Raw genomic sequence first — 18,022 nt, 5'->3', positions numbered from 1 at the left:
CCTGGACCGGTGGACCGAGGCACCTCGGCCCCCTCCCGCGCCCACGGCGGCCCACGGCCCCCACCGCCGCTGCGGCGGACCACCGCCGACCCACGACACCCAGCGCCGGACTGCGGCACCGACGCCGGCCTGCGGCGCACCACCGCCGACCACGGCCCCCACCGCCGGCCTGCGGCGCACCACCGCCGGACCGCGGCACCACCGCCGGACGACGGCGCGACACCGCCGACCACTGCCCCCACCGGCGGCCCGCGGCACCCAGCGCCCGCCTGCGGCGCCGACGCCGGACTGCGGCGCGACGCCGCCGGACCGCGGCGCCTCATGGCGCCCGGGGGCTCCGGGGCCCGCTCGCCACGGCACGGAGCTCCGCACCGGCGCCGGTCACGGCGATCGCCCCGTCCCGGTCCGTACGCAGCACCAGCGCCCCCTGGGATCGCAGCGCGGCGATGGTCCGGGGCGCCGGATGGCCGTACGGGTTGTCCCGGCCCGCGGAGATGAGCGCCAGCCTCGGCCGGACTCCGGCCAGCAGAGCGGGATGCTGGTAGGCCGAGCCATGGTGGGCCACCTTGAGGACGTCCACCGGCGGCAGCGCGGGATGGGCCCGTATCAGCCCCTGCTGCGCGGGAGGTTCCAGATCTCCGAGAAGCAGCAGCGACATGCATTCCGCCGTGCGGACGAGCAGGGTGACGCTCGCGTCGTTCGGTTCCTCCGATGCCGTGCCGGGGGAGCGCCCCGGACCCGGGTCGGGCCACAGCACCTGCCAGGTGAGCCGTCCCGCACGACGCCGCTCCCCCTGCCCCGCACGGATCACGGGGACTCCCGCGGCCGCGGCCGTCCGGTACACGAACTCGGCCTGGTCGCGCGGCTCTTCCAAGGTCGTCGTCTGGACGGCGCCGACCGATCTGCCCCGTATCGCGCCGGGCAGCCCTGCGACATGGTCGGCGTGGAAGTGCGTCAGCACCAGGAGCGGCACGCTCGTGACACCCAGCTCACGCAGACACCGGTCGGTGAGCCCCGGGTCGGGCCCGGCGTCGACCACCACGGCACTGCCGTCGCCCGCCGCGAGCACCGTCGCATCACCCTGGCCGACGTCGCACATGGCGAACGACCAGCCCGGTGGCGGCCATCCGGTCACGAATCGCGTGACCTGCGGCGGCCGCAGCACCGCGAGGACGAGCAGCAGGGCACACCCGGCCGCCGGCCAGGGATTTCGCACCAACCTGCGGGCGACGAGCACGCCCACGACGGTGATCACGGCCAGCAGCAGCGCGCCCCGCCGGCCGCCCGGCCACTCGACCTGGGCGCCGGGCAGCCCGGCCCCGGTACGGGCGACCGCGGCGATCCACCCTGCGGGCAGCCCGGCGCACCGAGCCAGCACCTCCGCGGCCGGCATCGCCACCGGCGCCATCGCGAGCGCGGCGAACCCCAGCACCGTGGCCGCGGCGACCGCCGGCTCGGCGAGGAGATTGCACGGGACCGCCACGAGGCTGACCTGTGCGGCGAACACCACCACGACAGGAGCACACACCGCCTGCGCCGCGGCGGCCGCGGCCACTGCCTCCGCGAGTCGTCCCGGCATCCCGCGCCGCCGCAACGCGGCGCTCCACCTCGGGGCGAGGGTGAGCAGAGCGGCCGTGGCCAGCACGGAAAGCAGGAAGCCGTAGGTGCGGGCCAGCCGGGGATCCCACAGCACGAGCAGCAGCACCGCCGCCGCCAGCGCGGGAAGGAGCGACCTGCGGCGCCCGGTGCCGATGGCCAGCAGCGTGATCAGCCCGCAAGCCGCGGCCCGCAGCACACTCGGGTCCGGCCGGCACACCACGACGAAGGCGAGGGTGAGCGCGCCTCCGAGCAGTGCCGTCGCGCGCAGCGAGATGCCCAACCGCGGTGCCAGCCCGCCCCGCTCCGCCCGGAGCGCGGTACCGGGCGGGCCGATGAGCAGGAACAGGACGATGGTGAGATTGCTGCCGGAGACCGCCAGGAGATGGGTGAGGTCGGTCGCGCGGAAGGCGTCGTGCAACTCGGGCCCGATGCGGGAGGTGTCGCCGACGACCAGCCCGGGCAGCAGTGCGCGGGCGTCCGGCGCCAGCCCGTCGGTGGCGCGTCTCAGTCCCGCGCGCAGTTCCCCGGCTGTGCGCTGCACCGCGGTCGGCGGCCCGGTGATCCGCGGCGGCCCACTGCCTCTTGCCTTCAGTACGGCGGCGAACCGGCTCTCCCCCTCCAGCGGCGGCTCCGACCGAGCGGCCAGCGTGAGCCGGGTCGAGGGCAGCAGCCGCATCCACTGCCCTGCCGCGGCACCGGGCCGGACGATCACCAGGACCGGCGCCCGGGTCGCCACCGTCTGCCCGTCCGTCGTTGTCACCCGGACGACTTCCGCCTCCAGCACGACCGCCGTCCGTGTCAGCCGATCACCCCATACCTGCGGCCTGGTCCTGCGCGGATCGGAGGTGACGGTCAACTCCGCGGTCAGCCGCCCGTATTGGCGTGCCGTCTCGGGCACCGGCCCCCGGTACAGATCCGCGCCACGCAGTCCGCCCGCCCCCGCCCCCGCGGCGGCGCACAGCAGCACTGCGGCAGCGGCGATCCGGTTTCCGGCGCCGCGCCATGAGCCCAGCCGTACCGCCCGCACCAGCAGGGGCACCAGAAGCAGGACGGCCGCGGCGAGGCAGGCCAGTACGGCCACGCCCGCCCAGGGCGGTGGTGCGGACAGGGCGAGGGCCGCCGCGCCCCAGGCCGCCAACGCGGGCAGCACCAGGCGGAGGTCGGGCGGGCCTTCCTGGTGGGGATCGGCCGCGCCGAGCCGGTGTGCGGACCCGGTGTGAACTACCGGGCGCGTCATGGCCGTACCAAAGGCTGGAGGTCCGCGAACCGGCGGTCGCCGATCCCGTTCACCTCGCGGAGTTCGTCCACGGAGCGGAAACCGCCGTGCTCGGTGCGGTAGTCGACGATGTGCTGGGCGAGCACGGGGCCGACTCCCGGCAGCGTGTCGAGTTGCTCCACCGTCGCGGAGTTGAGGCTCACCGGAGCCCCGCCCGCCGAGCCGGCGCCTACGGGACCCACCGCCCCTGGAGCGGGAAGGCCCGGCGGCGGCACGACACCCACGACCACCTGCTCTCCGTCCATGAGCACCCGCGCCCGGTTGAGGCCCGTGATGTCCGTCCCGGCCCGCACACCGCCCGCCGCGCGCAACGCGTCGCCGACACGCGACCCCGCGGGCAGCCGGAGCACGCCCGGCCGCCGGACCTTGCCGCTCACATCGACGACGATGCGCCCCGCGGGTGGCGCGGGTGGAGGCCCGGCTGAGGGCTTCGGCTCCTGTGCGATCGGCATGGGGCGGCCGTCTCGGACCAGTTGCGGCGCCCGCACCGGCTCCGGCCGCCCGCTCCAGAAGTGCTGCACGCCGAATCCCGCGGCCACGACGAGCACGACCACGAGCGCGGCCAGCGTCCTCGGCTCCAGCCCCCATCGCAGTCGGCCCCATGACGGCACGCGCTCCCAGAGGGCGAGCCGCCAACGCTCCCGCAGTGACAGCACGGGAAGGGGCGGTTCGAGCGGCGACCGGTCCCGCACGGCTGGATCAACGGCCAGATCAGCGGCCGGATCGGGGGGCGGATCGGGGGGCGGATCGGGGGCCGCTCCCCTCGGCGCCGCCCGCGGAGCTACCACTCGCGAACCTGTCGCCGTGGCCACCGCGCGCGAGGGCTGGAACAGCGCGTCCGCCCGTCGGCGCAAGGCCGACGGCGGTGGGTCCGGCGCGGAGGAAGACCGTGAGGCGGGCGCCGGGGCGGATGATGAAGCGGATACCGGACGGACCCCTGTCCGCAACCGCCGACGGCGGTCACGGACACGGCCGTCCGAGCCGGGCGCACGGCCCGGACCACTGGTCACAGAGCGTGATCGGAGAGTCATGCACCCGACGGTAGGCACATCCGCCCGATCCCGCTGAACCGCCTCAATTCCGGTGGACAGCCGGCCCGTTGTGGAAAACTCCGCCACCCTCACGAGTGTCGGGAGTGCCCGGCAGCCCCCCTACTTCGGTGAGACCACAGCCCCCAGCAGCCCCGGTCCGGTGTGCGCGCCGATCACCGCGCCCACCTCGCTCACATGCAGTTCCGCGAGATTGGGCACGCGCTCCCGCAGCCGTTCCGCCAGTGCCGCGGCCCGCTCCGGCGCCGCGAGATGGTGCACCGCGATGTCCACCCGTCCCGTACCCGCCCGCTCCGCGACGATCTCCTCCAGCCGGGCGATCGCCTTCGAAGCCGTGCGCACCTTCTCCTTGAGCTCGATGCGGCCGCCGTCCAGCTGGAGCAGCGGCTTCACCGCGAGCGCAGAGCCGAGCAGGGCCTGGGCGGCGCCGATACGGCCGCCACGGCGGAGATAGTCGAGAGTGTCGACGTAGAAGTAGGCGGACGTACCCGCGGCCCGTTTCTCGGCCGCTGCCACCGCCTCGTCGAGGCTGCCGCCGGCGTCCACCGCCTCGGCCGCCGCCAGCGCGCAGAATCCGAGTGCCATCGCGACCATGCCGGTGTCCACCACACGCACCGGAACGGGTGCCTCGCGGGCCGCCAGCACCGCCGCGTCATAGGTCCCGGAGAACTCCGAGGAGAGATGCAGGGAGACGATTCCGGTCGCTCCGGCCTCCGCCGTCGCCCGATAGGCGGCCGCGAACGTCTCGGGGCTCGGCCGGGACGTCGTCACGGGGCGGCGCTTCTGCAGCGCCACGGCGAGCGAGCGTGCCGAGATCTCGGTGCCGTCCTCAAGGGCCTGATCACCGAGCACCACGGTCAATGGCACCGCTGTGATGCCATGCAACTCCATCGTCTGCGGCGGCAGGTAGGCCGTGGTATCGGTGACGATCGCGACATGGCGGGACATGAGCGGGAGGTTACCCGCAGGGGCCCCCGCGCGGCAGCCCGACCCCGCCCCACTGATCGGTTCCGGTCCGCGGATCGCCTCCGTCCGGGACGGGTTCGCGGTCCGTCACCCAGGACGGGGCGTAGTGCGGCGACCGGCGCGAAAGCCGGACCCACGCCCGGTGCCGAGCGGGATTCCGTGCACGCCCGCACCCCACGCCGGATGCCGGCACGCATTCCGGTTGGCCGAAACGACCTCGCCGCGGACCCGTCCCACCGGGAACCGTCCGCCACGAAACGGGCCGCACGACGTCAGTTGGTCGTCTCCGGACGGGCCGTCTTCTCCCACGAGTACGTCATCGGCCGACGCGGATCACGCGCCGTGATCGCCTGCGGGCCCTGCGCACCGTCCCCGGGCTGCGCCTCCCCCGTGTCGTGCGCCTCCGGCGAGTCTTCCGCCTCCCGCAGACCCTGCGCATCCTGCGCGGTCTGCGCGGCCTGCGAAGGCTCCGCGGCCGGCTCCGGCCACAGCGGCTCCGCCCGCGCCCAGTCGCGCAGGGCTCCCGCCTCCACGTCGATCTGCGTGCTCAGCGCCTCGAGGTCGTCCTCCGCGAACGACCGCGCCCGGTCCCGGGCAGCCCAGCGCAGCGACTCGGCGGAACGGGTGATCCGCTCGACCCGCTCACGCAGCTGTGGGAGCCGCTCCTCGACCTTGCTCCGGTCCGGCTCGCGCTCCAGTCGCCTCAGCTCCTCGTCGAGCTCCCGTCCGTGCGCGCTCAGTCGCTCGAAGAGGCCGATCGACTCCTTCAGCGACGCGTCCTCGGCCACGCCCGCGGCCAGCGCGTCCTGCGTGGCCCTCATCGACGTACGCAGATGGAGCCTCAGCTGGGCCAGCTCGCCGGACACACCGACCTGCCCGAGGCTCTTCGCCCGCAGCGTCGTGTCCTCGACGGTGCGCCGCGCCTGGGTGATCGTGCGGTCCACTCCGCGCTTGGCCGCACCGATCACCTTGACGCTCACGTACACCCCGAGTGCCACGAAGGCGACGAAGAGCAGCGCCAGGATGAGGATGACGGCTTCCATGTGGCGCCCTCCGAGTCATGTGCAGTGTGTCCTCCCACCGTAAACGGAGCGGGCAGGCCGAGGGTTCCATCGGAACCCCCAACCTGCCCGTAGGGGAAGAACCAGGGTCAGGGCCCGGCCCCAGCGCTCCAACGGCTACGCGGGAACGATGTTCACCAGCTTCGGGGCGCGCACGATCACCTTGCGGATGTCCGCGCCGCCCAGCGCCGCGACGACCGCCGCGTCACCGACGGCCAGCGCCTCCAGTTCCGCGTCCGTGATCGACGGGGAGACCTCCAGGCGCGCCTTGACCTTGCCCTTGATCTGCACGACGCAGGTCACGGTCTCGTCCACGACGTACGCCGGGTCGGCGACCGGGAAGTCCTGGTGCACCACGGAGTCCGGGTGGCCCAGGCTGCGCCACAGCTCCTCGGCGATGTGCGGCGCCAGCGGCGCGATCAGCAGCACCAGGCGCTCCGCCACGGAGCGGGCCACCGGGCCGCCCGTCTTGGTCAGGTGGTTGTTCAGCTCGGTGATCTTGGCGATGGCGGTGTTGAACCGCATCGCCGCCATGTCCTGGCCGACGCCGTCGATGGCCTTGTGCAGGGCACGCAGCGTCGTCTCGTCCGGCTCCTCGTCCACGACGGTGACCTCGCCGGTCGCCTCGTCGACGACATTGCGCCACAGTCGCTGCAGCAGCCGGTACTGGCCGACGACGGCGCGTGTGTCCCAGGGCCGGGAGACGTCCAGGGGGCCCATCGCCATCTCGTACAGACGCAGGGTGTCCGCACCGTACTCGGCGGCGATCTCGTCCGGAGTGACCGCGTTCTTCAGGGACTTGCCCATCTTGCCCAGCTCGCGCTTGACCGGCTCGCCCTCGAAGAAGAACTTCCCGTCCCGCTCCTCCGCCTCGGTGGCCGGCACCGGGAAGCCGCGGCCGTCCCGGTAGACGTACGCCTGGATCATGCCCTGGTTGTACAGCTTGTGGAACGGCTCCACGGAGGAGACGTGGCCCAGGTCGAACAGCACCTTGGACCAGAAGCGGGCGTACAGCAGGTGCAGCACGGCGTGCTCGGCGCCGCCCACGTACAGGTCGACGCCGCCGTGCGGCTGCCCTTCGCGCGGGCCCATCCAGTACTGCTCGATCTCGGGGTCGACCAGCTTGTCGGCGTTGTGCGGGTCCAGGTAGCGCAGCTCGTACCAGCACGAACCGGCCCAGTTCGGCATGGTGTTGGTCTCGCGCCGGTAGCGCTTGACGCCGTCGCCCAGGTCCAGTTCGACGTCGACCCACTCTTCGTTGCGCGACAGCGGGGTCTCGGGCTGGGTGTCGGCGTCGTCCGGGTCGAAGGTGCGCGGCGAGTAGTCGTCGACCTCCGGCAGCTCCAGCGGCAGCGTCGACTCCGGCAGGGCGTGGGCCACGCCGTCCTCGTCGTAGACGATGGGGAAGGGCTCGCCCCAGTAGCGCTGCCGGCTGAACAGCCAGTCGCGCAGCCGGAAGTTGATGGTCGCCTCGCCGATGCCCTTGGCGACCAGCCACTCGGTGATGCGGGCCTTGGCCTCGGTCACGTCCAGGCCGTCCAGGGAGACCTCGTCGTTCGACGAGTTGATCGCCGGCCCCTGACCGGTGAACGCCTCGCCCTCCCAGCCCTCGGGCGGCTGCACGGTACGGATGATGGGCAGGCCGAAGGCCTCGGCGAACTCCCAGTCGCGCTCGTCCTGGCCTGGCACGGCCATGATGGCGCCGGTGCCGTAGCCCATCAGGACGTAGTCGGCGACGAACACCGGGATGCGCGCGCCGGTGACCGGGTTCAGGGCGTAGGCGCCGGTGAAGACACCGGTCTTGTCCTTGTGCTCGGTCTGCCGCTCGACGTCGCTCTTCGTCTGCGCCTGCTTGCGGTACTCGGCGACGGCCTCGGCCGGGGTGGCCGCGCCGCCGGTCCAGGCGTCCTTGCCCTGAGCCTCCTGCGGCCACTCGGCCGGCAGGATCGCGTCGATCAGATCGTGTTCGGGCGCCAGGACCATGTAGGTCGCGCCGAACAGGGTGTCGGGGCGGGTGGTGAAGACCGTGATCCGCGCGCCGTCGCGACCGTCCACGGAGAAGTCGACGCGCGCGCCCTCGCTGCGGCCGATCCAGTTGCGCTGCTGCAGCTTGATGGCCTCCGGCCAGTCCAGCGCGTCCAGATCGTCCAGCAGCCGGTCGGCGTAGGCGGTGATGCGCATGTTCCACTGGCGCAGATTCGCCTTGAAGACCGGGAAGTTGCCGCGCTCGGAGCGGCCGTCGGCGGTGACTTCCTCGTTGGCCAGGACGGTGCCCAGTCCGGGGCACCAGTTGACGGGGGCGTCCGACGCGTACGCCAGGCGGTAGCCGCCCAGCACATCGGCGCGCTCGACGGCGCTCAGCTCACCCCAGGGGCGCCCGGACGGCGTCGCGCGCTGCCCGCTCTCGAACTGCGCCACCAGGTCCGCGACCGGACGGGCCTTCTTCGCCTCCTCGTCGTACCAGGAGTTGAAGATCTGCAGGAAGATCCACTGGGTCCACTTGTAGTAGTCCGGGTCGATCGTCGCGAACGACCGGCGCCTGTCGTGGCCCAGGCCCAGCCGTCGCAGCTGGACCTTCATGTTCTCGATGTTGGCCTCGGTGGAGACGCGCGGATGCGTACCCGTCTGGACCGCGTACTGCTCGGCGGGCAGGCCGAAGGCGTCGAAGCCCAGGGTGTGCAGCACGTTGTGGCCGGTCATGCGCTGGTGGCGGGCGTAGACATCGGTCGCGATGTAGCCCAGCGGGTGACCGACGTGCAGGCCCGCACCGGACGGGTACGGGAACATGTCCATGATGAACTTCTTGGGGCGGGCGACGACGGCCTCGTCCCCGGCCAGATCACCGCTCGGGTTGGGCGCCTCGTACGTACCGTCGAGGTCCCAGAAGTCCTGCCAGCGTGCCTCGATGTCGGCGGCCATGGCCGCCGTGTAGCGGTGCTGTGCAGCCACCTCGGCGGAGGGGGCCCCACCCGCGCCGAAGGCCACGGGGGAGGAATTCGTCTCGCTCATGATCCTTAAAGCTCCATCGATCGTCTCTGCCTGCGAATACCGAAACGAAAAATCCCCTCGCACAGGAGGGGACGCCGCGCCGATTCCGAGCGTGTGATCAACCTTGTGATCACCGGTCGGGACTGATCAGCGCGGCTCGCTAAGCAGAAGGCGTACGGCACGCATGACGCCAGGGTACCGCAGGGCCCCTCGCGACCGCATCGAGGATCCGTCCGGCGGGCACTCCGTACGGCGCCCGTGCCACCCGGAAGCGGAGGGGCGGGTCTCTGAAGAGGTGTCTGCCAGGCATCCGAGGCCTTCCGCGCGGATGTCCGGAGTCCGGCAGAACGTCCGACACCAGACTGGCGGACGTCCTCCGTACGAGTGAGAAGCCGTTCCGGGCATCGAAGTTACTCGGCGTATCGCCCCTATCCGGGGCAACCCCAGAGTCAGTTGTCGGTCAGCCTCACCACTAAACAACGAAACCTGGTACCCATTGGTATGACGCGACTTAGAGTGCGACCCACGGGACCGCTTTCCCGCACCATTCGGAGTCGCCCCCATGAACCCTCGTCGCAAGATCCGTTCGTCGCCCGGAGAACCGGGCATGAGCAGGCAGACACAGGGCGGACTTGTCGTTGCCGCTCTCGTGCTCATACCCCTGCTCGCCATAGCCGGCAGTGATACGTTCCGCGCCGCGCTCGATTTCACCACCGGAGTTCTGTCCCTGGTCTCCCTGACCGCCTCGGTCGCCTGGGGCCTCATCGCCACCGACCGCGTGTTCCTCTCCACACGCCACCGTCTGCTCGCCCAGGCCATCCACCGGACCACCGCCGTCGCCTCGCTCGGCTTTCTGCTGCTGCACGCCACGGTCAAGGTCTCGCTCGGACACGTCGAACTGCTCGGCGCCCTCGTCCCGTTCGGACTCGGCATCACCGGTACGTCCGGCCTCATCGGCTTCGGCTCCCTCGCCGGTCTGCTGATGGTGATCGCCGCCTCGACCGGCGCCGCGCGCAGCGCCCTCGCCGGCAACAGCCGGATCGCCGGCCGCTGGCGGGCACTGCACATGCTGGCCTACCCGGCCTGGTGCTCGGCACTCGTGCACGGGCTCTACGCGGGTCGCCCCGCGGCCGTCTGGGTGATCGTCATGTACTCCCTGTCGCTGGCCGGAGTCGCCGCCGCCGTGTCCCTGCGGCTGCTGCCGCGCCCGGTGAAGCGGCAGCTCGTCGAGCGGATCATGATCCTGACCGGCGCGACCGGTGAGGGCCCCGCGGCTGCGGAGCAGGGCCTGCGCGACCCGTCGACGGCGCCCCTCCCCGGCGCCTCGGGCATTCCCGCACAGCCGCGGTACGAGCGCGAGTTCCAGCGCGCCACCGCCGAACGCGACGATGCGCCGAGCCGCCCGCTCGGACCGCCCATGGGATCGGCTCTCGGCTCGCCCATGGGGCAGCCGCTCGGCTCGTCACGCGGCGAGCCGCGCAGGCTCGCCGCCCCGTCCCCGCCGTTGTACGAGGCGACGCAGCAGCTCTACGAAGCCGCACCGGCCCCCTCCTCCGAGCCGGCCGCGGCCGCGGGGTCCTTCCCCGGAGCCGGCCCGGTGCCCGGCGGGCCGCTGTCCGGCGACGGCCCCGGAACGGGGATCTCCGCCGCCTACCGCGCCGTCTCCCTGGCCGGTGACGCCACCGCGCGTACCGCCGCGGGGAGCCCGGCCTTCCCGGGAGCGCCCTCGGGCGACATCCCGTTCGCCGAGCGCATTCCCATGACCGAGGAGCTGCCCGTGGTGGACGATTCCGCGCCCCGCTCCGGTCTCTGGCCGGCCCCCTCCCCGCCGCCGCCCGCGCAGGCCTTCCCTCAGCCGCCGACGTCCTCCCCGTACGACACCGGCGCCACCTCCCCGTACAACGACGCGTACGCGACGGCGACGGGCTCCCCGTACGGCACCACCGGATCCGCGTACGACCCCGGATCCCCGTACGGCACCGCCGGCACCACAGGCGGCTACGACGGCACGACGCCCGGCGACCCCCTCATGGGCCCGCTGGACGAGACACAGCCGTCGCCCGGCCCGCTCTATCAGCCCCCGGCCGGGGAACCCTGGAACACACCCGCAGGAGACCGACCGTGAACGCCCCCCTCCCCGATGTCCCCGAAGTCCGCGTCGTCGGCCTCCCCCAGCTGACCCAGGGGTTCGATCTGGTCGAGCGGCTCGACCTCTCCATGCATCTGAAGGTGCACGGCCCGCTCGAACCCATGAGCGGGGAGCGGCTGGCGCAGCTCGCCGAGAACATATCCCTGCGCGGCCGTGGCGGCGCGGGCTTCCCGTTCGCCCAGAAACTCCGGGCCGTGGCCAAGTCGGCCATCCGGCGGGGTGTGCGTCCCGTCGTCGTGATCAACGGCAGCGAGGGCGAGCCGGCGTGCCGCAAGGACACCGTGCTGCTCAACCGTGCACCGCACCTCATCCTGGACGGCGCGCTGCTGGCCGCCGAGGCCCTGGGCGCACGCACCCTGATCGTCGCGGTGACCCGCAACTCCACCGAGATCTCGATGCGTGCCGCCCTCGCCGAGCGGGGGCTGTCGGACCGGCGCGGACAGCAGCTGCGTGCGCGGGTGCAGCGCAACCCCGAGCGCATGGTCTCCGGTGAGGCGTCGGCGGTCATCCGGGCGATCGGTGGCGGACCCGCGCTGCCGCCCGGGCGCCGTGAGCGCGCGTCGGACACGGGCGTCGGCGGCGCGCCGACACTCCTGTCGAACGCGGAGACGTTCGCCCAGATCGCCATCGCCGCCCGGATCGGCGCCCGCAGGTACGGCCACACGGGCCTGGAGAACGAGCCGGGCACCGTCATGCTGACGGTCTCGGGGGCGGTCGCACGCCCCATGGTGATCGAGGTGCCGACCGGTGTTCCCATGCGGTACGTGCTGCAGCTGGCGGGAGCGCCGCCGGTCCCCCAGGGCGTGCTCACCGGCGGTTACCACGGCAACTGGATCGACGCGGCGGCCACGCACGACGCGGTGATCTCGAGGGAGTCGCTCGCCAATGTGGGCGGCTCACTCGGCGCGGGCGCGATCCTGCCGATCGGTCCCGAGACCTGTCCGCTCGGAGAGGCGCAGCGCGTGGCGAACTGGCTCGCGGCCGAGACGGCCGGCCAGTGCGGCCCCTGCAAGCTGGGCCTGCCCGCGGCCGCCGGCGGGCTGTCGGACGTGATCAACGGCGGCGGACCGGCCGCCCTGGAGGCGCTGCGCGAGGTGACCCAGGCGGTCAAGGGCCGGGGCGCGTGCAAGCACCCCGACGGCTCCGCGCGCTTCTTCGCCTCCACTCTGTCGGCGTTCACCGACGACCTCGCCGCGCACGTCCTGCACGGCGGCTGCGGCCGCGAGACGGTCGGTGTGCTGCCGCTGCCCGGTCCCGGCTACCAGGAGGCGGAGGAGTCCATCCCGAGCGGTGAGAAGCTCGCCGTGGACTGGACGCTCTGCCAGGGGCACGGCATCTGCGCGGAGATCGTGCCGGAGCTGATCCGTATGGGCGCCGACGGATACCCGTCGGTGGCGGAGGCTTCGGTTCCGATGCATCTGCGCGGGCGGGCACAGCGTGCTGTACGCCGCTGCCCGGCCCTCGCGCTCCGTATCGAGCAGGCGCCCGCCGAGCGCCGGCCGGCGCTGCCTCCGGGCGGCGACCGTAAGGCCCTTGGCAGCGGCCGGGGTTGACGGGAGACACAGAAGAGGGCCATCCGGATCGGATGGCCCTCTTCTTGTGCTCTGACGAGCTGCTGTGGAGCTAAGGAGAATTGAACTCCTGACCTCTTGCATGCCATGCAAGCGCTCTACCAACTGAGCTATAGCCCCGTGCTGTCCGCCGCTTCCTGCTTCTCTGGGTTTCCCCCGCGGCGACAGAGAGAACATTACACGGTCCCCCCGGGGGTTCACCAAATCGTTTCCGGTCCGCACCGATATGACCGGCAACACACCTGTTCGTGATCGTGACCGCAATGATGGTCCACTCCGCCCGAACTCACACTGGACGTCGGGGTGATGGTGCTGACGCCGCCGAACGTGCTGTCGGCGTCGTGCGTGCTGCCGGGGTCGTCGTACGTGCGGCCGGCGTCGCCGCGCCGGCCGGGTTGTGGCGGTGCGGGCCCGTCCTGGGCGTCAGGCCGTCGCGAAGGAGTAGAAGCGCTTGAGCGTGCAGTGCTCGTCGAGCAGCCGTCCGTAGATCGGCTCCCCCTCGAGTTCCCGGTAGGTCTCGATGGGGTCGCCTTTTATGATCAGCGCTCGCGCGCACTCCTCGCACCAGTACTGGTACTCGGGGTTGACCGGGTCCATGTCACGGACGATGGGTGTACCGCCGCCGCACCAGTCGCACTTCCTCCTGTGTGCACCCATCATTCAGCTCCAGCTGTGGCCGCAGGCCGTGCACACGTACGAGATACCTCCGTTGTCGCCGAGCACTTGGGCAACATGGGACGAACCACAAGAGGGGCAGCTGAGGCGGGCAGAAACCTCTGCAGCGACGAGCAGGTCATCATCCTCCTCGATGCTGCCTCCGGGCATCGCCGCTTCCTCCCGTTCAGGCCGTCATCCCCCTCCAGCCGTCCCGATTCTGCCATGGCCCGGCAAGGTGGTCATCGACGTCGGCGAACGAGACCGGACATCGCTCCCGGGATCACCACGACCACCGGCGTGAGGGCGCTCACCCACCGCGTGCGGGACGGCGCCTGCGCCCGCGCGCGGCGCTGAGGAAGCCCGCCCTGACGCCCTTGGCCAGGGGAAACGGCGAGAAACACAGAATCCCGCCCCCCTGAGGGGAACGGGATCCGGATGATGATGCTGTGGAGCTAAGGAGAATTGAACTCCTGACCTCTTGCATGCCATGCAAGCGCTCTACCAACTGAGCTATAGCCCCTTGTGTTCTTCGCGCTCCGCGCTGCGAACAAGAAGAACCTTAGCCTGTGACCAGCCGGAAAGTGAAATCCGGCCGGTCCCGGGCGGCAGGGCCCTCAGTCGTCGTCGCCGAGGACCGGCTCGGGGAGCGTGCCCGCGTTGTGCTCCAGCAGACGCCAGCCCCGGGCGCCCTCGCCGAGGACGGACCAGCAGCAGTTGGACAGGCCGCCCAGACCCTCCCAGTGGTGGGCCTCCAGACCGAGCAGCCGGCCGATGGTGGTGCGGATCGTGCCGCCGTGGCTGACCACGACGAGCGTGCCGCCGTCGGGGAGGTCGTCGGCATGGCGGACGACGACCGGAGCGGCCCGGTCGGCGACCTCGGTCTCCAGTTCGCCACCGCCGCGGCGCACGGGCTCGCCGCGCTTCCAGGCCGCGTACTGCTCGCCGTAGAGCTCGACGATCTCCTCGTGGGTGAGGCCCTGCCAGGCACCCGCGTAGGTCTCGCGCAGTGCGGCGTCGTAGGTGATCTCGTGACCGGTGATCGCGGCGAGCTGGCCGGCGGTGGCCGCCGCCCGCTTCAGGTCGGAGGCGATGATCGCGTCCGGCTTCAGCGAGGCGAGCAGCCGGGCGGACCGGCGGGCCTGACCGACGCCGGTTTCGGTGAGGTCGATGTCCGTGGAGCCCTGGAAACGGCGCTCCAGATTCCAGGCCGTCTGGCCGTGGCGCCACAGGACGATGCGGCGCCCCCTGCCCTTGCCGGCGTCGCTGCCGCTCAGCTCAGCTCACCGTCCGTCCCACTGCCGTCGCCCATGAGCTTGGCGTGCTCCTCGGCCTTGCCACGGGTCTTCTGCGCGTCCTCGGGCAGCGGCAGCTCGGGGCAGTCCTTCCACAGCCGCTCCAGGGCGTAGAAGACGCGCTCCTCGCTGTGCTGCACGTGCACGACGATGTCGACGTAGTCGAGCAGGATCCACCGTGCGTCGCGGTCGCCCTCCCGGCGTACGGGCTTGGCGCCGAGGTCCTTCAGCAGCTTCTCCTCGATCTCGTCGACGATCGACTTGACCTGGCGGTCGCTGGGGGCGGAGGCGAGCAGAAAAGCGTCGGTGATCGACAGCACGTCGCTGACGTCGTACGCGATGATGTCGTGCGCGAGCTTGTCCGCGGCCGCCTGTGCGGCGACGTTGATGAGCTCGATGGAACGGTCCGTAGCGGTCACAAGCAGGCTTTCGTCGGCGGTCGGGACCCTTCAAGGGTCTCACGGACCGCCGACAACCCCTGCAGGCATTACCCCCGCCCCGGTGCCGGGGCGGGAGCGCCGGTGTCCGATCAGCGGGCCTCGTAGTCCTGGCCGAGGACGACCAGGACGTCGGCGTTGGCGGCCGCCTTGCCCTTCTCGACCGCGCTCTCCTTCAGACCCAGGGTCTTGGCGACCTCCACGGCGTTCTGCTTCTGGGCCGCGTCACCGTAGATGACCTGCGAGGACGACTCCGTATCCGCCTTGCCCGCGTCGACGAACGCGTAGCCGCCGTTCACCAGCACGATCCTGCTGTCCTCGGTGGCGTCGCCGTCGCCGCTGGCGTTGCGCACACCGACCCGCACCGCCGCGCCCTGCTCCGGAGCGCTGATCTTGCCGCCCAGGATGTCCTTGACGACGCTGTCGCTCGCCTCCTGGCTGAGCCTGCCGTCCTGCTGGACGGGCAGCAGCGCGGTCTTGTAGTCGCCGCCCTTGGCGTGCTCGGCGAGCTTCGCCAGCGAGGCGCCCAGGTCCTTCTCGGGCAGTGACGGGTCGAGGATCTGGGCCAGCGTCTCGACGGTCACCGTGGCGGCCTTCGCCTCGCTCGGCACCTTGCGCAGCACGCCGTACATCACCTGTCCGAAGCGCTGCAGCTGCTGGGCCTCGGCCTCGCCGGGGGCGCGGTAGGTGGCGTAGGCGACGGCCATGCGGCCGTTGAGCGTCTGGTTCTCGCCCTTCTTCACCAGCGGCGCCTCGCCCTTCTTCGCGCCGGGCACATCGGTGTCGGTGGTGATGTCGATGCCGCCGACCAGCTCGACGAGGTTCTCCAGGTACGGGGTGTCCAGCCGCCAGGTGCCGGTGATCCGGGTGCCGAGCAGGGAGCTGATCGACTCGCGGGTGCCCGTGGTGCCGTCCTCGTCGACGGACTTGCCGAGCGTGGTGGAGGTGCCCTCGTCGTTGGCCACGGAGAGGGAGTTGGGCAGCAGGACGGTGGTGCCCTGCTTGGTCGTCGAGTTGTCGACGAGCAGGGCGGTCGACGTGCCCTTCTGCTTGGTGTTGTGCAGGTGCAGCACGATCACGTCCCGCTTCTGCGGGCCCGTAGCGGTGTTCTTCGCACCGCCGGATTCGGAGGTTCCGGGCAGCTTGCCGGTGTACCAGAGGTAACCCACGCCACCGGCGAGGACCAGGGCGAGGACGACGACGAACGCGACGACACGGTTGCGGCCTCGGCGCTTGGCCTCCTCGCGCCGCTCGGAGCGGCTCTCGGTGAACTTCAGCCAGTCGATGACGTCCTCGGAGTCCTCGTCCGGCTCCTCGACGAACGAGAACTGCTCGGTGCCGTAGTCGCGGTCGCCGCCGCCTGCGCCGGTGCCCCGGTCGGTCCCCTCGGGGGCGGGCCGGCGCTGCCCGGGCACGGCGGCGCCCCGCTCGGGTGCGGGTGGCGCGGGGGGCTGCTGCCCCCGGGGCTGAGGCTGCGCCGGGGCCGCCGGCGGCTGAGGCGGGGCGCTCCACTGCTGCGTGGTGTCGACGGCGGCCTGCTGGCCGGTGTCATAGCCGTAGCCGTCGTAGCCGTAGCCGCCGCCCTGCGTGTGGGGCTGCCGGCCGTAGGGGTCGTACCCCTGCGGCTGCTGCTGGGGCTGTTGCTGCGGCCGCTGCTGAGGCTGTTGCTGCGGTTGGGCATACGGGTCGTAGCCGTATCCCTGCTGCTGCTGCTGGGACTGTTGCGCGTACGGATCGTAACCGTGGGACTGCTGAGTGTGCTGGGGCTGCTGGTAGACCGGCTGCCCGTACTCGTCGTAGCCGATGATCTGTGGCTGCTGCGGGTAGTACGGGTCGTACGGGTTCTGCTGGTCGTTCACCGGTGCCCCTCTCCGTGGCTCACTCGCCGCGGTACAACTGGCGCTTGTCGATGTAGCGCACCACACCGTCCGGCACCAGATACCAGACCGGGTCGCCCTGCGCCACCCTCGCCCGGCAGTCGGTGGACGAGATCGCCAGCGCCGGCACCTCCACGAGGGAGACACCGCCCTTGGGGAGCCCGTCGTCGGTCAGGTCGTGGCCCGGCCGGGTGACGCCGACGAAGTGCGAGAGCGAGAACAGCTCTTCGGCGTCACGCCAGGTGAGGATCTGGGCGAGCGCGTCGGCCCCGGTGATGAAGAAGAGGTCCGCGTCGGTGTTGAGCGCCCGCAGGTCCCGCAGGGTGTCGATCGTGTACGTCGGGCCGCCGCGGTCGATGTCGATGCGGCTCACCGAGAACTGCGGGTTGGACGCCGTGGCGATGACCGTCATCAGATAGCGGTCCTCCGCCGGTGTGACCACCTTGTGGCTCTTCTGCCACGGCTGCCCGGTCGGCACGAACACCACCTCGTCGAGGTGGAACAGGGCGGCCACCTCGCTGGCGGCCACCAGGTGTCCATGGTGGATCGGGTCGAACGTCCCGCCCATGACGCCGAGTCGGCGCTTGCCGCGGCCGGTAGGCACTTCCTGCTGTCCCATGCGTGCAGAGCCTACTGGTACGGGGGTTCGATCCCGCCTCAGCGGTCGCGGTTGAAGCGGGTGGTGATCCACAGCAGCAGGAGCAGCGCGCCCAGGGCGCCGAAACCGGTGAGGTAGGGGCTGAGGCTTTCGTGGTTGCCACCGTGCTCGGCGCCCTCGGCGAGAGTGACCAGGTTGGCGGCGGTGCTGGCGAGACTCATCTTCTGCAGGACCTATCGATCGGAGTCGGAGGGAGACTTCGGGCACATCGTATGCGGGTGCTCCGGGCACGCTCACGCCGACTCAGTCGTTGTCGGTTTCGTCGCCGCGGATTTCACGGCGGTCGCACGGTGCGCCGGGTCGGCCGACCCGGCGGTGTCCACGGGACCGCGGAGTTGTCCACAGGCTCCCCGGCCTCGCAACCACAGCGCCTAGTCTGGGGTCTGTCAGGGGGACGGGTCACGACTCACAAGGACACGAAGGACTCGTGGAGAACAGGGGG

General features: G+C 71.7%; 13 protein-coding genes and 2 tRNA genes. 2 read left to right on the top strand and 13 right to left on the bottom strand.

The genetic code is table 11. The features are described from left to right. Positions 1–319 precede the first annotated feature (319 nt). The 5 genes from ACIQMR_RS00265 to leuS form a co-directional block, all read right to left on the bottom strand. A complete protein-coding gene (locus ACIQMR_RS00265) occupies positions 320–2,836 on the bottom strand; it encodes a ComEC/Rec2 family competence protein (protein WP_401381080.1) in 2,517 nt (838 codons plus the stop codon). After that, positions 2,833–3,567, bottom strand: coding sequence for a helix-hairpin-helix domain-containing protein (locus tag ACIQMR_RS00260; RefSeq protein ID WP_401381078.1), 735 nt, complete (start codon positions 3,565–3,567; stop codon positions 2,833–2,835). The genes ACIQMR_RS00265 and ACIQMR_RS00260 overlap by 4 nt, the downstream gene beginning before the upstream one ends. A 459-nt stretch (positions 3,568–4,026) precedes the next feature. Next, entirely contained in the window at positions 4,027–4,872 is an 846-nt protein-coding gene (locus ACIQMR_RS00255; protein ID WP_401381075.1) for a DegV family protein, read from the bottom strand. Positions 4,873–5,162: 290 nt separating this feature from the next. Continuing rightward, the gene (locus ACIQMR_RS00250; RefSeq protein WP_401381073.1) at positions 5,163–5,933 is read right to left on the bottom strand and encodes a hypothetical protein; all 771 of its coding nucleotides are present in this window, start codon (positions 5,931–5,933) and stop codon (positions 5,163–5,165) included. 135 nt (positions 5,934–6,068) lie between these two features. Continuing rightward, a complete protein-coding gene (gene leuS, locus ACIQMR_RS00245) occupies positions 6,069–8,960 on the bottom strand; it encodes a leucine--tRNA ligase (protein WP_401381071.1) in 2,892 nt (963 codons plus the stop codon). A gap of 586 nt (positions 8,961–9,546) precedes the next feature. Between leuS and ACIQMR_RS00240 the strand changes: the two genes are divergently transcribed. Both ACIQMR_RS00240 and ACIQMR_RS00235 read left to right on the top strand, forming a co-directional pair. Then, positions 9,547–11,064: a hypothetical protein gene (locus ACIQMR_RS00240; protein ID WP_401381069.1), complete on the top strand. Its 1,518-nt coding sequence runs from the start codon at positions 9,547–9,549 to the stop codon at positions 11,062–11,064. Next, the gene (locus ACIQMR_RS00235) at positions 11,061–12,641 is read left to right on the top strand and encodes an NADH-ubiquinone oxidoreductase-F iron-sulfur binding region domain-containing protein (RefSeq protein WP_358667457.1); all 1,581 of its coding nucleotides are present in this window, start codon (positions 11,061–11,063) and stop codon (positions 12,639–12,641) included. Before ACIQMR_RS00240 ends, ACIQMR_RS00235 begins: the two co-directional genes overlap by 4 nt. Before the next feature lie 65 nt (positions 12,642–12,706). On the opposite strand, the gene ACIQMR_RS00230 is transcribed toward ACIQMR_RS00235, so the two are convergent. The 8 genes from ACIQMR_RS00230 to ACIQMR_RS00195 form a co-directional block, all read right to left on the bottom strand. Next, positions 12,707–12,779, bottom strand: a tRNA-Ala gene (locus tag ACIQMR_RS00230). A gap of 303 nt (positions 12,780–13,082) precedes the next feature. Next, positions 13,083–13,316, bottom strand: coding sequence for a hypothetical protein (locus ACIQMR_RS00225; protein ID WP_147986417.1), 234 nt, complete (start codon positions 13,314–13,316; stop codon positions 13,083–13,085). 447 nt (positions 13,317–13,763) lie between these two features. Further along, positions 13,764–13,836, bottom strand: a tRNA-Ala gene (locus ACIQMR_RS00220). Positions 13,837–13,930: 94 nt separating this feature from the next. Further along, positions 13,931–14,590 (bottom strand): histidine phosphatase family protein, encoded by a 660-nt coding sequence (locus ACIQMR_RS00215; RefSeq protein ID WP_358667504.1) that lies wholly within the window; start codon positions 14,588–14,590, stop codon positions 13,931–13,933. Then, complete coding sequence (gene rsfS / locus ACIQMR_RS00210) at positions 14,587–15,027, bottom strand: ribosome silencing factor (protein WP_401381065.1); 441 nt, start codon at positions 15,025–15,027, stop codon at positions 14,587–14,589. Before rsfS ends, ACIQMR_RS00215 begins: the two co-directional genes overlap by 4 nt. 110 nt (positions 15,028–15,137) lie before the next feature. Next, a complete protein-coding gene (locus ACIQMR_RS00205) occupies positions 15,138–16,904 on the bottom strand; it encodes an LCP family protein (protein ID WP_401381062.1) in 1,767 nt (588 codons plus the stop codon). Between the two features lie 19 nt (positions 16,905–16,923). Continuing rightward, a complete protein-coding gene (gene nadD / locus ACIQMR_RS00200; RefSeq protein ID WP_266374263.1) occupies positions 16,924–17,541 on the bottom strand; it encodes a nicotinate-nucleotide adenylyltransferase in 618 nt (205 codons plus the stop codon). A gap of 38 nt (positions 17,542–17,579) precedes the next feature. Continuing rightward, positions 17,580–17,741: a hypothetical protein gene (locus ACIQMR_RS00195; protein WP_340369463.1), complete on the bottom strand. Its 162-nt coding sequence runs from the start codon at positions 17,739–17,741 to the stop codon at positions 17,580–17,582. Positions 17,742–18,022: the final 281 nt, after the last annotated feature.

The organism is Streptomyces sp. NPDC091376 (assembly GCF_044757085.1).
Taxonomy (GTDB): Bacteria; Actinomycetota; Actinomycetes; order Streptomycetales; family Streptomycetaceae; genus Streptomyces; species Streptomyces pratisoli.
Note: the sequence above shows the minus strand (reverse complement) of the source record. Positions and strands in the feature narration are given on the sequence as shown.

Excerpts from the sequence above, each read along its gene's own strand:
- ACIQMR_RS00265 (WP_401381080.1), bottom strand. The coding sequence starts at position 2,836 with ATGACGCGCCCGGTAGTTCACACCGGGTCCGCACACCGGCTCGGCGCG.
- ACIQMR_RS00255 (WP_401381075.1), bottom strand. The coding sequence starts at position 4,872 with ATGTCCCGCCATGTCGCGATCGTCACCGATACCACGGCCTACCTGCCG.
- ACIQMR_RS00250 (WP_401381073.1), bottom strand. The coding sequence starts at position 5,933 with ATGGAAGCCGTCATCCTCATCCTGGCGCTGCTCTTCGTCGCCTTCGTG.
- leuS (WP_401381071.1), bottom strand. The coding sequence starts at position 8,960 with ATGAGCGAGACGAATTCCTCCCCCGTGGCCTTCGGCGCGGGTGGGGCC.
- ACIQMR_RS00240 (WP_401381069.1), top strand. The coding sequence starts at position 9,547 with ATGAGCAGGCAGACACAGGGCGGACTTGTCGTTGCCGCTCTCGTGCTC.
- ACIQMR_RS00225 (WP_147986417.1), bottom strand. The coding sequence starts at position 13,316 with ATGGGTGCACACAGGAGGAAGTGCGACTGGTGCGGCGGCGGTACACCC.
- nadD (WP_266374263.1), bottom strand. The coding sequence starts at position 17,541 with ATGGGACAGCAGGAAGTGCCTACCGGCCGCGGCAAGCGCCGACTCGGC.
- ACIQMR_RS00195 (WP_340369463.1), bottom strand. The coding sequence starts at position 17,741 with ATGAGTCTCGCCAGCACCGCCGCCAACCTGGTCACTCTCGCCGAGGGC.